General features: G+C 72.4%; 10 protein-coding genes. 5 read left to right on the top strand and 5 right to left on the bottom strand.

From position 1 onward, the window contains the following. The 3 genes from G3I42_RS10330 to G3I42_RS10320 form a co-directional block, all read right to left on the bottom strand. Window positions 1-877, bottom strand: an 877-nt coding sequence (locus G3I42_RS10330) for an oxygenase MpaB family protein (protein ID WP_164284548.1), incomplete at its 3' end; no start/stop codon positions are given. Continuing rightward, a complete protein-coding gene (uppS, locus tag G3I42_RS10325; RefSeq protein WP_164284545.1) occupies window positions 874-1,629 on the bottom strand; it encodes a polyprenyl diphosphate synthase in 756 nt (251 codons plus the stop codon). The genes uppS and G3I42_RS10330, both read right to left, overlap by 4 nt. A 275-nt stretch (window positions 1,630-1,904) precedes the next feature. Continuing rightward, a complete protein-coding gene (locus G3I42_RS10320; RefSeq protein WP_164284551.1) occupies window positions 1,905-5,678 on the bottom strand; it encodes a GH92 family glycosyl hydrolase in 3,774 nt (1,257 codons plus the stop codon). Window positions 5,679-6,188: 510 nt separating this feature from the next. Here G3I42_RS10320 and G3I42_RS10315 point away from each other — a divergent pair. Genes G3I42_RS10315 through G3I42_RS10305 form a run of 3 tightly spaced genes read left to right on the top strand, consistent with a single transcriptional unit; the run spans window position 6,189 to window position 8,287 of the window. Then, a complete protein-coding gene (locus tag G3I42_RS10315) occupies window positions 6,189-7,319 on the top strand; it encodes a glutathione-independent formaldehyde dehydrogenase (protein WP_164284543.1) in 1,131 nt (376 codons plus the stop codon). A gap of 45 nt (window positions 7,320-7,364) precedes the next feature. After that, complete coding sequence (locus tag G3I42_RS10310; RefSeq protein ID WP_164284540.1) at window positions 7,365-7,691, top strand: plasmid stabilization protein; 327 nt, start codon at window positions 7,365-7,367, stop codon at window positions 7,689-7,691. Between the two features lie 23 nt (window positions 7,692-7,714). Next, a complete protein-coding gene (locus G3I42_RS10305) occupies window positions 7,715-8,287 on the top strand; it encodes a type 1 glutamine amidotransferase domain-containing protein (RefSeq protein WP_164284537.1) in 573 nt (190 codons plus the stop codon). A gap of 220 nt (window positions 8,288-8,507) precedes the next feature. Here G3I42_RS10305 and G3I42_RS10300 read toward each other — a convergent pair whose 3' ends face one another. Next, the gene (locus G3I42_RS10300) at window positions 8,508-9,665 is read right to left on the bottom strand and encodes a CoA transferase (RefSeq protein ID WP_164284534.1); all 1,158 of its coding nucleotides are present in this window, start codon (window positions 9,663-9,665) and stop codon (window positions 8,508-8,510) included. Between the two features lie 202 nt (window positions 9,666-9,867). On the opposite strand from G3I42_RS10300, the gene G3I42_RS10295 reads away from it, so the two are divergent. Beyond that, complete coding sequence (locus G3I42_RS10295; protein ID WP_164284531.1) at window positions 9,868-11,049, top strand: acyl-CoA dehydrogenase family protein; 1,182 nt, start codon at window positions 9,868-9,870, stop codon at window positions 11,047-11,049. A gap of 110 nt (window positions 11,050-11,159) precedes the next feature. Here G3I42_RS10295 and G3I42_RS10290 read toward each other — a convergent pair whose 3' ends face one another. Beyond that, window positions 11,160-12,629, bottom strand: coding sequence for a PucR family transcriptional regulator (locus G3I42_RS10290; protein ID WP_164284529.1), 1,470 nt, complete (start codon window positions 12,627-12,629; stop codon window positions 11,160-11,162). Window positions 12,630-12,765: 136 nt separating this feature from the next. On the opposite strand from G3I42_RS10290, the gene G3I42_RS10285 reads away from it, so the two are divergent. After that, entirely contained in the window at window positions 12,766-14,280 is a 1,515-nt protein-coding gene (locus tag G3I42_RS10285) for a cytosine permease (protein WP_164284526.1), read from the top strand. Window positions 14,281-14,469: the final 189 nt, after the last annotated feature.

The following is a 14,469-nucleotide window of genomic DNA, read 5'->3' as shown; positions in this document are numbered from 1 at the left end:
CGCCGGCCCGCCGCAGCCGCTCGTGCAGCGCCGCGGCGGTGCGGGCGGCGGGATCGTCGCCGCCGGGCGCGGCGGAGAGCATGTCGACGACGCGTTCGGCACTGATCCAGTCCTCCGGCAGGAAACGGGTCAGGCCGGCGGCGAGGTAGGTGCCCCGCATGAGCGTGGGCACGCCCGGCAGTTCGGGGAGCCCGGCGCGTCGCCGGAACGCCTCGGGCAGCGAGGCCACCGTGACCGCCCCGATCAGTGGTCCCGCGAGCGCCCGGCCCGTGGCCCACACCGTCGGGAGGCCGCTCAGCACCCCGGGCGCGGGCAAGTGGTCGAAGAGCCTGTAGAGGATGATCCGCATCGCCTCGGTGTCCTCCAGCCCGTGCTCCACCATCGCGTCGAAGTACGGCCAGAACTCGCCCGTCGTGGGCGGGAGATGGGCGTCCTCGTCACCGAGCGCGCGCAGGTAGTCCCTGGTCTCCTCGTACAGGCCCTCGATCTCCTCGTGCGGCAACGGCTGCCCGCTCAGCCGGTACATCGTGACGGCGCTCTCGAAGAGGGTCGCGAGGACCCAGGCACGCGCGGCGGGGTCCATCGCGTCGTACGGGCGCCGGTCGGGGCCGGTGCCCTTGAGCCGCGCGTGCAGCCGGTTGAGCCGGGCGGCCTCCCTGCTCCGTACCGCCTCGTCCGGGTCGCACATGCGGCGCATGCTGTGGAAGGTGTTGCGCAGGCGGCGCCACGGGTGCGTGACGAAGGTGGAGTGGGTGACGAGTGCGGCGCCGACCTGCGGGTGCGCGGCCTCCAGGACGGTGGCGCGGACGAGGGCCGGGGCCCAGCGCGGGTCGTCGAAGAGCTTGCGGAAGCGGGGTTTCGCCTCGGCGGTCGTCATGGGGCGGAGGTTCCGTTCTGCTGGGCCGGTACGCCGCCGAAGCGGCGCTCGCGGTGCCGGTAGTGGTGCAGGCACTCCAGGAAGTGCGGGGCGCGGAAGTCGGGCCACAGCACGGTGGGGAAGACCCATTCCGCGTAGGCGACCTGCCAGAGCATGAAGTTGGAGATGCGCTGCTCGCCCGAGGTGCGGATCACGAGGTCCACGTCGGGTGTGTCGGGGAAGGGCAGGTGGGCGGCGAAGCTGCGCTCGGTGATCTCCTCGGCGGGGACCCCGGCGCGGATCAGGGAGCGGGTGGCCGCGACGATGTCGCCGCGCCCGCCGTGGTCGAAGGCGACGGTCAGGGTCATCCGGCGGTTGCGTTCCGTCAGGGTCGTGAGGTCGGCGAAGTCCCGTGCCAGCGCGGCGGGGAGGCGGGGGTCGTCGGCGCCGAGGAAGCGGCAGCGGATGCCGCGCGCGTGCAGCAGCGGGGCGTGCTTGCGCACGGCGTGCCGCACGAGGTCCATGAGGTAGCCGACCTCGCCGCTCGGGCGGCTCCAGTTCTCGGTCGAGAAGGCGTACAGGCTCAGCCACTCGACCCCGGCCGAACGCGCCGCCTCGATGACGTCGATCACCGTCGCCTCGGCGGCGCGGTGCCCGGCGGTCCTGGGCAGGGACCGCCGCTCGGCCCAGCGCCCGTTGCCGTCCATCACGCACGCGACATGGCGCGGCCCGCGCCCCGTCCGCGTGGCGGCGCCCTCGTACCCGGCCGTCATGGCCCCCCTTCCGGACCGCCGAGAGGCCCTGCCCGATGGACCGGAACGGCGTACCGGCATCCGGAGCGCTCATCGGATGATCACAAGCAGGGTGCCAGCCGGGACGGGCGCCGGGGCTGGATTCGGGGCGTCATTCACCCGTAGAACGGGCGCCCGAGCGGCGCCCCTCGCGCGTCCAGCCCCCACGCGCCCGACCCCGCCCCGCACGCCCCCGGTACGCGCCCGGCCCCGGACCGTACACGGTCCGGGGCCGGGTCACGCACGTGAGGACTCGCTCAGCCCAGCAGCTCCACCTCCGCCACGCGCGGCGCCGCCGTGTCCGTACCGCCGCCGTCCGGCACGATCCGGTAGTGCGCGTACGTCCCCGGCCGCGCGACCGAGAACACGCGCGTCTGCTGGTCGTACGCGAAGGACTCGCCCCCGCGCTTGTCCAGGTCACGCCACGAGGTCCCGTCCGTCGAGCCCTGGAGCACCCAGCCGCTCGGCGCCTTGGCCCGGTCGGCCGACGTGAGCGTGTACTGCACCGCCTTCACGGCCTTGCCGACGGGCAACTCGTCCTGCGTGAGCGGCCCTTCGGTCGCCGAGGTGTTGTCCGTGAGCGGGCCCTGACCATCCAGGAGCGTGTCCGAACGCGGCGTCGCGACCGCGTCGCCCCGCGTCAGCGAGCTCGGCCCCGCGTTCTTCCCGCTGCCCCACGACGAGGGCTTCGGGCCCATGACGAACTCCAGGGTGCCGCCCTTCGACACGGCGTCGCTCGGGAGCGCCGTCGAGTCGTACTTCTTGCCGTTGAGGCGCACGCTCTGCACGTAGATGTTCTTCGCGCTGTTGCCGTGCGCCGTGACGGTGAACTTCTTGCCGTTCTCCAGGCGCAGCGTCGCCTTCGTGAAGAGCGGCGAGCCGATCGCGTACTCCTGACCGCCCATCACGAGCGGGTAGAAGCCGAGCGCGGAGAAGAGGTACCACGCCGACTGCTCGCCGTTGTCCTCGTCGCCGTGGTAGCCCTGCCCGATCGAGCTGCCCGAGTAGAGCCGGGAGAGGACCTCGCGGACCTTCTCCTGCGTCTTGTACGGCTGCCCGGCCGCGTCGTACATGTACGCGGCGTGGTGCGCGACCTGGTTGCTGTGCCCGTACTGGCCCATGCGGACATCGCGCGCCTCGGTCATCTCGTGGATGACACCGCCGTACGAGCCCGTGAACTCGGCCGTCGCCGTCTCGGGGGTCGAGAAGTACGTGTCGAGCTTCTTCGCAAGCCCGTCACGCCCGCCGTAGAGGTTCGCGAGACCGTGCGAGTCCTGCGGCGCGGTGAACGCGTACCCCCAGCCGTTCGTCTCGGTGTAGTCGTACCCCCACACGCGCGGGTCGTACTGGTCCGCCGGGAGACGCCAGGACCCGTCCTCCTTGCGGCCCTGGAAGAAGCCCGCGTCCTTGTCGAACATCTTGACGTAGTCCTGCGCCCGGTTGAGGAAGTACTCGGACTCCTCCTTGTAGCGCTTCTCGCCGGTCTTCTTGTACAGCGCCTCGCCCATGCGGCCGATGCCGTAGTCGTTGACGTAACCCTCCATCGCCCACGACATGCCCTCGCCCGTGTCGGTCGAGGTGTAGCCGAGGAACGGCGAGGTCTTCATGCCCTTGCGGCCCACGCCCGAGGACGGCGGCACGACGGTCGCGTTCTTGACCGCCGCCTCGTACGCCGCCTTCGCGTCGAAGTCCACGCCCTTCGTGTACGCGTCGGCGAAGGCCACGTCCGACGACGTCCCGGTCATGAGGTCCGCGTACCCCGGCGAGGACCAGCGCGAGATCCAGCCGCCGTCCTTGTACTGCTGCACGAAGCCGTCGACGAGTTCCCCCGCCTTCTTCGGCGTCAGGAGCGAGTAGGCGGGCCAGGTGGTGCGGTACGTGTCCCAGAAACCGTTGTTGACGTAGACCTTGCCGTCCACGATCTTGGCGCCGGTGTGCGTCGCCGTGTCCGGGTCCGGCATCTTCGAGAACGGGCTCGCGTACTGGTACTTCGGCTTCGCCGCGGTCCCGGTGTTCTCGAAGCCCGAGTTGGGATACAGGTAGAGCCGGTACAGGCTGGAGTACAGGGTCGTGAGCTGGTCCTGGCTCGCGCCCTCGACAGTCACGGTGCGCATGATCTTCTCCCACTGCGCCCGTGCGGCGTCGCGCACCGCGTTGTAGCTCTTGCCCGCGGGGATCTCCCGGTCCAGGTTCGCCTTCGCCTGGTCGACGCCGATGAGCGAGGTCGCCAGACGCAGCGTCACGGTGCGGTCGTGCCCGGCGTCGAAGCGCAGGTAGCCCTTCACCCCGGTGGAGTCGCCGCCGGTGACCTTCTTGTCGAAGGTCCCGTACACGAAGAGCCGCGTGGCCCCCGTCGAGAGGCCGCTCTTGACGTCCGAGTAGCCCGTGATGGTGCCGTGCTCCTTGTCGAGCGTCAGCCCGCCCTGCTCCGAGACGTTGTCGAAGATCACGGAGGCGTCGTCACCGGGGTAGGTGAAGCGGAGCGCCGCCGCGTGGTCGGTCGGGGTGACCTGGGCGCGCAGTCCGTTCTCGTACTTCACCGCGTACTCGTACGGCTTCGCGGACTCGTTCTCGTGCCGGAAGGGCAGCGCGCGCTCGGTGCGTCCGGTCGGCGGCGTGCCGGCGGCGAGCGAGGGCATGACCTGGAAGGTCTGCCGGTCGCCCATCCACGGGCTCGGCTCGTGGCTCGCCGAGATCGCCTGCATGGTCGGCAGGTTGTCGGAGTTGTTGGAGCGCGCGTAGTCGTACAGCCAGCTCGTGGAGCCCGCGTTCGTGACCGGGGTCCAGAAGTTGAAGCCGTGCGGCACGGCGGTCGCGGGGATGTTGTTGCCGCGCGAGAAGTCACCGCTGGAGTTGGTGCCGCGCGTCGTCAGCGCGTAGTCGGAGAGGTAGGGCTTCGGCCGCGGCGCGGCCTGCTCCTTGACACTGATGTCGTCGACCCAGCCCCGGAAGGCGTCCGGCCCCTTGTCCGCGTCGTACCCGAGGAGCACGCGGTCGATCGTCTTGCCCGCCGCGACGCTCCCGATCCGCGCGCTGCGGTCGTTCCACTGGTTGACGTACAGCGCCTTCGACGCGCCCTGGCCCTGCGGGCTGAGCCGGAAGCCGAGCTGGTCGACGGCGTTCAGATCGCTCAGGTACGTACCGTCCGTGAAGGCCAGGTCCACCGCGACGTACGTCGCCGGGTAGTCGAGGTCCGTCGCGGGGAGCGAGGGGAAGATCTTGTACGAGAGCGTCGTGTCCTTGCGGACCTTCACGTTCACGTCGAAGACCTTGTTGTACGCGTACCCGCGCCCCTTCGAGCGGTGCGTGCCCGAGTAGCGCAGCGCGTGCGTCCCCGTGAAGCCCGCGCCCGCCTTCGCGGTCGGCGAGCCGCTCGGGCCGTGGTCGACGAGCGTGCTCATGTCCTTCGGCGGCGTGGGATCGGTCCCGCCCGTGGAGAGCTGCACCTCGGCGAGCTGGGTCGCGTCCGAGGCGCCGTTGTTCGCGGTGACCTCCAGGCGGTAGTGCGCGTACGCGGCGGGCGCGCCGCCGATCTCGTACGTCTTCGACTGCGCACGCCCGGTGAACTTCTCGCCCGCGCGCGTGTCGAGCGTCTTCCACTCCTTGCCGTCCGCGGAACCCTGGAGGGTCCAGTCACGGGGGTCGCGCTCGTCGTGGTCGTTGGCCGAGACGAGGGCGTACCGCGTGACGGGCTGCGGGGCGTCGAGGTCGAACTCGGCCCAGCCCTTGTTCTCGAAGGTCAGCCACTTCGTGCCCGGCAGGCCGTCCGCGAGATTCGCCGCGACCTCCCCGCCCGCGGTGTTCTCCGCGCTCGCCCGCACGGCCGTCACATGGTCCGTGACGTTGCCGGGGATGCCGGAGCTGTAGGCGCCGTCGACGCCCGAGCGGCGCGGCGTGCCCGAGGCGTCGGTGTCGGCGGTGCTGAGCCAGTCGGGCGCGCTCTGGCCGTCCTCGAAGGAGGAGGCGAAAGCGGTCTGCGGGCGGTGCGCGGCCTCGCGGGGCGCGGCGACGGCGCCCTGGGCCGTCCCCACCAGCAGCAGCGCCGCCGCCCCGAGGACAAGGCCCCCGGATCTGCGGCGCGAGGGCGGTCTGCCCCCTCGGAACGTCCTGGACAAGGACCCGTGCGGCATCGGATCGTCCTCCCCGGCTCCGGGACACGGCCCGGAACCCTTCTGTGACAACGTTGTCAGGCCCCTGTGCGGGGTCCGGCCCACCAGTAGGTCCCGGAGGGGGGTGCGGAATCAAGAGGCTGGACGGGCGGAAGTGAAGCTTGGCGTGAAAGCGACGGCGGAGCGGGTCCTGCGCAGGGCGGCGTCTCGTGGCGGATGCGGGCCCGGGGAAGGGGGCGCAGTCTGGAGACAGGTGCCGCGAAGGATGCCTGCGTGCGTGTGCACGGGCCCCGAGCGGGCACCGGACCGTACGACAACCGCACGCGAGCGGCCCCGGCGGCGTACCACGGGGCGGAGAAAGCTCCCGGGGCAGGCCGCCCCGGCCGTCCCCTCCCGTACCGCCGCAGTTGGCCGGAATCAGGTGATCACGCGATGAAGGCACTCGTCTACGAAGGCCCCCACCAGGTGGCGGTCGAAGACGTACCCGACGCCCGGATCGAACGTCCGACGGACGTGCTCGTCCGCGTCACGTCCACCAACATCTGCGGCTCCGATCTGCACATGTACGAGGGCCGCACGACGATGGAGCAGGGCCGCATTCTCGGCCACGAGAACCTCGGCGTCGTCGTGGAGACCGGCGAGGGGGTCTACGGCGTCCACGTCGGCGACCGCGTCTGCCTGCCCTTCAACATCGGCTGCGGCTTCTGCGAGAACTGCGAGCGGGGCTACACGGGCTTCTGCCTCTCGGTCGACTCCGACACGCCGGGCGGCGCCTACGGCTTCGCGGCGATGGGCTCCTACGCGGGCGGCCAGGCGGAGTACCTGCGGGTTCCGTGGGGCGACTTCAACTGCCTCGTCCTGCCGGAGGACGCCGCCGAGAAGGAGAACGACTACGTGATGCTGGCGGACATCTTCCCGACCGGCTACCACGCGACCGAACTCGCGGGCGTCTCCCCGGGCGAGTCCGTCGTCATCTACGGCGCGGGGCCCGTCGGCGTCATGGCCGCCTACTCGGCCGTCCTGCGCGGCGCGAGCCAGGTCCTCGTCGTCGACCGGCACCCCGACCGGCTGCGGCTGGCCGAGGCCGCCGGAGCGATCCCGGTCGACGACAGCAAGGGCGAGCACGTCGAGGAGATCCTGGAGCGCACGGGCGGCGGCGCCGACCGGGGCTGCGAGTGCGTCGGCTACCAGGCGCACGACCCGCAGGGCCACGAGAAGCCCGAGTCGACGATGAACGATCTCGTCGCCTCGGTGCGCGCCACGGGCGGCATCGGCGTCGTCGGCGTCTTCCTGCCGCAGGACGAGGGCGCCCCGACGGAGCTGACCCGCGAGGGCAAACTGCCCTTCGACTTCGGCCAGTTCTGGTTCAAGGGCCAGAGCGTCCGGACGGGCCAGGCCAACGTCAAGGCGTACAACAGGCAACTCGCCCAGCTCATCCACCACGACCGCGCCCACCCCTCCTTCCTCGTCTCGCACGAACTCCCCCTCGCCGAGGCCCCGGAGGCGTACCGCAATTTCGACGACCGCGAGCCGGGCTGGACGAAGGTGATCCTGAAGCCCTGAACGGGGTACCCGGCCCGGGACCGACGAACGACAGAGGTGAGCACGATGCCCGCAGGCTCCAACCGCAAGCGTGAGCGGCAGTACGAGCACATCAAGGACAGCGAGAAGCAGCACGGCGCCTCCGAGGGCCGGGCCGAGGAGATCGCCGCGCGGACCGTGAACAAGGAGCGGGCGCGCTCCGGCGAGTCCCGTACCGCGAGCAAGGTCTCCACGCGTGACCCGAAGTCGGCCTACGAGCGCGGTGGGGAGCGCTCGCACAGCGGGGCCGAGGGGCCCACGCGCGACCAGCTCTACGAAGAGGCCAGGAAGAAGAACGTCAAGGGCCGTTCCTCGATGAACAAGCAGGAACTGCGCAAGGCCGTCGGCCGCTGAGCCGGCCCGAGGAGAGGAGCGTCATGGCGGAGAACACGCCCGACCTCAGCGGGCACAAGGTGCTCGCCGTGGTCACGAACTACGGCGTCGAACAGGACGAACTCGTCGTTCCCGTGCAGCACTTGCGCGACGCGGGGGCCGAGGTGACCGTCGCGGCGACGAAGGACGAGCAGATCCGGACCCTCGTCGGGGACAAGGACCCCGGCAAGGCGGTGGAGCCCACGGCGAAGCTCGCGGACATCGACCCGGGGCAGTACGCGCTGCTCCTCGTCCCCGGCGGCACGCTCAACGCCGACAGCCTGCGCCTGGACGAGGACGCCCTGCGCATCGCCAGGGACTTCACCTCCGGCGGCCGCCCGGTCGCCGCGATCTGCCACGGCCCGTGGCTCCTCGTGGAGACGGGCGCGGTCAAGGGCAAGACCCTCACCTCGTACCCCTCGCTGAGGACCGACATCACGAACGCGGGCGCGGCCCAGTGGGTCGACAAGGAGGTCGTCCGCTGCGACGCGGAGGGTTTCACCCTGATCACCTCCCGCAACCCGGGCGACCTGGACGCCTTCCTGCGCGAGACCGACGCGGTACTGGCGGCGGCCTGAGGCGGGGCCGGGCGGCCTGATTCCGGCGCGGCCGGGAGACGGTTCGGGCGGTCAGGAGCCGGGCCGGGTGGTCAGGAGCCCGTCCGGGCGGAAGGGAGCGCGGGCACTCACGGGTGCCCGCGCTCCCTCGCGCGTGTGCTTCCTCGCCCGTGCGGTTCCGCGTGCTCCCTCGCGTGTGCGGTTCCGCGTGCTTCCCCGCGTGTGCGGTGAAGTGCCGCGCCTATCCCAGCCATTCCGTCAGCACGCCCTCGCGGTCCTCCCCGAGCCGCGGCGACGGGGCCGCCTCCGTCGCCGGGGCGTCCGTGCCGAAGCGGACCGGCTGGCGGAGGTAGGGGGTGGGGCCGAGGACGGGGTGGGTGAAGCTGCCGAGGACGCCGCGCTCGCGGATCTGCTCGCTCCCCAGCGCCTCCTCCAGGTCCCACAGCGGCGCGCAGGGAACGCCGGCGGCGCGGGCCTCCGCGAGCGCCGTTTCCGTCGTCCGGGCGCGGGACCACTCCTCGGTGATCTCCTGGAGGGCCGGAAGGTGCTCGGTACGGGAGGTGTCGTCCCGGAAGCGGGGGTCGGCGGGCAGACCGGCATGTCCGACGAGCGTCGCGAAGCGGGCGAAGACGCCGTCGCTCGCGACCGCGAGGGCGATGCTGCCGTCCGCCGTCGGGTACGTGTCGAACGGCGAGGAGACCGGGTGCCGGTTGCCGACCCGTCCCGGGAGCGCGCCGGTCGCGGTGAGCAGGCTCAGCGAGGTGACCTGGAGGGCGACGAGCGCGTCGAACATCGCGACGTCCACGTACCGGCCCCGCCCCGTGCGCTCGCGCGCGAAGAGCGCCGAGCCGATCGCCCACGAGGCGAAGATCCCCGCCACGAGGTCGCCGAGGGATTCGCCGACGCGCGTCGGACCGCCCTGCGGTGTGCCCGTCCCCGCCATGAGCCCCGACATCGCCTGCACGATGAGGTCGTACGCGGGCGCCTCGCGCAGGGGCCCGCTCTGCCCGAAGCCGGAGATGCTCGCGTACACGAGGCGCGGATTGCGGGCCCGCAGGGTCTCCTGGTCCACGCCGAGCCGCGCCGCGACCCCCGGCCTGAAGTTCTCCACGACCACGTCGGCCCGCTCGGCCAGCCGCAGCAGGAGCGCGTGGTCCGCGGGGTCCTTGAGGTCGAGGGCGAGACTGCGCTTGCCCCGGTTGAGCTGCGCGAAGTAGACGCTCTCGCCCTCCTTGAAGGGGCCGAGGTGCCGCGCGTCGTCGCCGTGCGGGGGCTCGATCTTCACGACGTCGGCGCCGAGGTCGGCGAGCAGCGCCGTGCAGTACGGGCCCGCGAGCACCCGGCTCAGGTCGAGGACACGCAGGCCCTGGTAGGGGAGGTCGTCACGGGGCGGCGTCATCGGGAGCCTTTCGTACGGCGGACTGCGTTCCGTCGGGACGTTAGGCGCGGCACCGTGACCCCCGCGAGGTGCGTGTGCACAAGGAAGTCGGTGGGTGTTGTGCGTGCGCACCTTGGCCGCCTGCTGTGCGGCGGCGCCCAATGGAGCGGTCGGGGCCCCGTTCCCGGCACGTACCGCCCGTACCACCGAGGAGCACCGCACCATGGCGCACACCGCAGCCCAGGACCCCGCCCCCGAGGCGCCGACGTACGAACTCTCCGAGCTGCACCAGGAGTTCAGGGCAGCGGCGCGCGACCTCGCGAGGAAGGAACTCGCCCCGCGCTCCGCCGAGGTCGACGAACGGGGCGGCTTCCCGCACGACACGTACGCGATCCTGACCGCCGCGGGGCTGCACGCTCCCGGCATCCCCGAGGAGTACGGGGGCGACGGGGTCGACGCGCTCGCCGCCGCGATCGCCGTCGAGGAGGTCGCCCGCGCCTGCGCCTCCTCCTCGACGATCCTCACCTCGAACAAGCTCGGCGTCACGCCGCTGCTCCTGCACGGCACCGAGGAGCAGAAGCGCCGCTACCTGCCCGAGGTCGCCGCGGGCGAGGCGCTCATGGCGTACGCGATCAGCGAGCGCGAGGCGGGCAGCGACGTGGCCGCGATGCGCTGCCGCGCCACCGAGGACGGTGACGGGTGGGTCCTCGACGGCGTGAAGACCTGGATCACCTCGGCGGGTGTCGCGCGCTACCTCATCGTCTTCGCCGTCACCGACCCGGGCGCCGGTTCGCGTTCCGTCTCGGCCTTCGTCGTGCACGCCGACGATCCCGGCATCACCTACGGCGAGCCCGAGCGCAAGATGGGCCTCAAGGGCTCGGTGACACGCGAGGTCTACTTCGACCGCACCCGCGTCCCCGCCGGCCGGCTCCTCGGCGAGCGCGGCCGGGGCATGCGCGTCGCGCTCGGCACGCTCGACCACACGCGCGTCTCGATCGGCGCCCAGGCCCTCGGCATCGCGCAGGGAGCGCTCGACTGCGCCGTCGACTACGTCAAGGAACGGCGGCAGTTCGGCCAGGCGATCGCCGACTTCCAGGGCGTGCGCTTCATGCTCGCGGACATGGCCGTGCGGGTCGAGTCCTCCCGCCAGATGGTGTACGCGGCGGCGGCCCGCTCCGCGAGCCGGGCCCCCGACCTCACGTATTTCGGCGCGGCGGCGAAGTGCCTCGCGTCCGACACGGCCATGGCCGTCACGACGGACGCGGTCCAGCTCCTCGGCGGCTACGGCTACACGCGCGACTTCCCCGCCGAGCGCATGATGCGGGACGCGAAGATCACGCAGATCTACGAGGGCACGAACCAGATCCAGCGGGTCGTGATCGCGCGACAGCTGCTCGGCAAGTAGCCGGGGGGGTACGGGGGCGGGCCGCGAGGGGCCGGGTGCTGAGGGATTGGCCGGACGGGGCCGGCGCGGCGGGATCTGCCCGGACGGGGGGCTACGGGGCCGGGCTCCGTTCAGCCGGTGGCCTCGCCGCCCGCCTCGCGCGCGTGCAGCGCGAGCCACAGCTCCATGCGGTCGTCGAGCCGGTCCAGGGAGCGCCCGGTCAGCTCCTCGATGCGGCGCAGGCGGTGGCGCAGGCTGTTGCGGTGCAGGGTGAGCGCCTCGGCCGTGGGGGCGGGGCGGGCGTCGTGGGCGAGGTAGGTGCGCAGGGTGCCCAGGAGTTCGCCGCCGTGCTCGGCGTCGTACCGGAGCAGCGGCGCGAGCACCGTGTCGCTCAGCTCGCGCAGCGGCAGGTCCAGGTTGCCGAGGAGCAGCCCGGTCAGGCTCAGCGGCGCCGCCGTGCGCACCCCCGTACCGGTGCTCCCCGCCTGGCGGGCCTCGAACCAGCCGAGCCTGAGCCCCGCGACGCCCGGGCGCCGGGCGCCGACCCCGACCCGTACCCCCGGACCGGTCGCGCGCAGCCGCTCCAGGACGGTGTGCGCGGTGGCGTCGGCGTCGACGCCCTCGGGCACGAAGACCGCGACGCTGTCCTCGACGAGCGCGGTGGGCAGCACGTCGCCGCCCCGGTCCAGGAGCGGGCCGAGCGTCCACGGCAGGGCGCGCAGCCGTGCGGGCCCGGCGGGGACGCGGGCGAGCACGACGGCGTGCGGGGCCGCGGGGTCGATGCCGTGCGCGGCGAGGCGCCGCCGGGCCTCGGCGTCGGGCACCGTGCGGTGCACGACGTCCTCGACGACCTGGCCGAGCAGCTCGCGGCGCCCGGTGAGCACGGCCTGCTGCCTGGCCACTTCCAGACCGAGGACGGAGGCGGCGAAGGAGAGCAGATCCTGCCTGGCCGTGGCCCGCTCGGTCGCGAGCCGCGCCACGGGAGCGCCGTCGACGGTGATGGGCGTACCGGACGTACCGGGCGTACCGGGGGCCGGGCCCTCCGGGGCCGCCGGATACCGTGCCAGGAGGCGGCCGTCCGGCGCGGTGACGGAGACGGCACCCGCGTCGAGGTGCCCGTGCAGCCGCCGCAGCAGCCCGGGCAGCCCGCGCCCGGAGAGCAGCTCGCGCAGCAGGGCGTCCTGCACGTCGGCGGTACGGCGCACCTGCGCGTACCGCTCGGCGAAGACCCGGTCCGCGACCCAGCGGCTGATCTGCACGAACGGCACCTCGACGGGGGAGCCGAAGAGCGCGAGCCCCGCGTGCTCGGCCCGCTCCACCACGTGGCCGGGCACCTCCTGGTGCACGAGCCCGGTCCCGAACCCGAGACCGGCGACGGGGAGCGCCGCGAGCCGGTGCAGCAGGTCGTCCCACTCGCCCGGCGAGCGCTCCAGCATGCCGGTGGTGAGCATCAGCTCCCCGGCCCGCAGGAACGGCAGCGGATCGGGCAGCTCGGTCGTCGCGACCCAGCTGATCGCGCGCGGGCCCTCGTGGCAGTGCGAGGTGAGCGGGCGCAGGCGCAGGGCGGGGTCGGCGAGAAGGTCGGTGAGCAGGGCTGACACGTCTTACATAGTGACGGAAAAGGGCCGGAGTATTGACATCCATTCAACAATCCCTAGCCTGAATGAAAATATTTATCCCTTGCCGCGCATCTACTCAGCGCCACGTCCTTGCGCCGACCGTCACAGGAGCCCGCTCATGTCAGCTCCCCATTCCACCGGCACCACCCCGCCCCCCGCCCCCGAACCCGGCGGCGGTCTCGTCGAACGCCGTTCCATCGAGGCCGTCCCCGACGCCGAGCGGCACGGCCGCCCGTTCAGCCAGTTCACGCTGTGGTTCGGCGCCAATCTCCAGATCACCGCCGTCGTGACGGGCGCGCTCGCCGTCGTCCTCGGCGCCGACGCGTTCTGGTCGCTCATCGGCCTGCTGCTCGGCAACCTCCTCGGCGGCGGCGTCATGGCCCTGCACTCCGCACAGGGGCCACGCCTCGGACTGCCGCAGATGATCTCCAGCCGCGCCCAGTTCGGCGTGTACGGGGCGATCGTCCCGCTCGTGTGCGTCGTCGTGATGTACGTCGGCTTCTTCGCCAGCGGCACCGTCCTCGCGGGGCAGGCCGTGGGCCACCTCACCCACCTCGGCGACGTCACGGGCATCGTCGTCTTCGCGTTCGCCACCGCGCTCACCGCCGTCATCGGCTACCGCGTGATCCACCGCCTCGGCCGCGTCGCGAGCGTCGTCGGCGCCCTCGCCTTCCTCTACCTCGGCATCCGCCTCCTCCAGCGCGCCTCGCTCGGCGACCTCCTCGGGGACCACTCCTTCCACCTCCCCGCCTTCCTCCTCGCGATCTCGCTCTCCGCCTCCTGGCAGCTCGCCTTCGGCCCGTACGTCGCCGACTACTCCCGCTACCTGCCGCGCGACACCTCGCCGCGCGCCACCTTCTGGTGCACGCTCGGCGGCACGGTGCTCGGCTCGCAGTGGTCGATGGCCTTCGGCGCGCTCGCGGCGGCGGCCTCGGCGGGTGCCATCGCGGGCGACGAGGTCGGCTACGTCGTCGGGCTCGGCGGAACCGGGATCATCGCGTCCGTCCTGTACTTCGTGATCGCGCTCGGCAAGCTCACCATCAACGTGCTCAACACGTACGGCGGGTTCATGTCCGTCCTCACCGGCGTGACCGGCTTCCGCGCCCAGCGCACCCTGAGCCAGCGGGGCCGCGCCGGATACGTCCTCGCGATCATGCTCGCCGGGACGATCGTCGCGCTCCTCGGGCGCGGCAACTTCCTGGACTCGTTCTCGACGTTCCTGCTCTTCCTGCTGATCTTCTTCACGCCGTGGAGCGCGATCAACCTGGTCGACTACTACGTCATCGCCAAGGAGCGGTACGACCTCCCGGCGCTCTCCGACCCGAACGGCCGCTACGGCGACTGGCGCTGGCGCGCGATCATCACCTACGTCGTCGGCATCCTCATCCAGCTCCCCTTCATCTCGACCGAGTTCTACACGGGCCCGCTCGTCGACCCGCTCGGCGGCGCCGACATCTCCTGGATCATCGGCCTGGTCGTCCCGGCGGTCCTCTACGGGGTCCTGGCCCGCGGCGACCGCGCGGCCCGCGTCCCCGAGAAGATGATCTGGGGCGACCTGGACAGCCCGTCGGAACCGCCGCGTGCCGCGACGCCGGGGGACGCGGCGGCACTGGCAGGCGAGGCGAGGGCCTGAAACCTCCGCCCCGCCGCAGCGGAACACGAGCGCCCCCCACGCGAAGTCCTACCGGACCGGAGAAACCCCCCGCGCGCCGGGGGCGCCGCCCGGCGGCGTGGCGCGGGAGCCGCAGGCCACGAGCGACGCGAGCGCGATCAGCAGCGCGCTCGTCCACAGCGGCCCGCGAGGCCCGGCGGCCGTGGTGAG

The organism is Streptomyces sp. SID11385, from assembly GCF_010548245.1.
Lineage (GTDB): Bacteria > Actinomycetota > Actinomycetes > Streptomycetales > Streptomycetaceae > Streptomyces.
The sequence above is the reverse complement of the archived record's forward strand: the minus strand, read 5'-3'. Positions and strand labels throughout refer to the sequence as shown.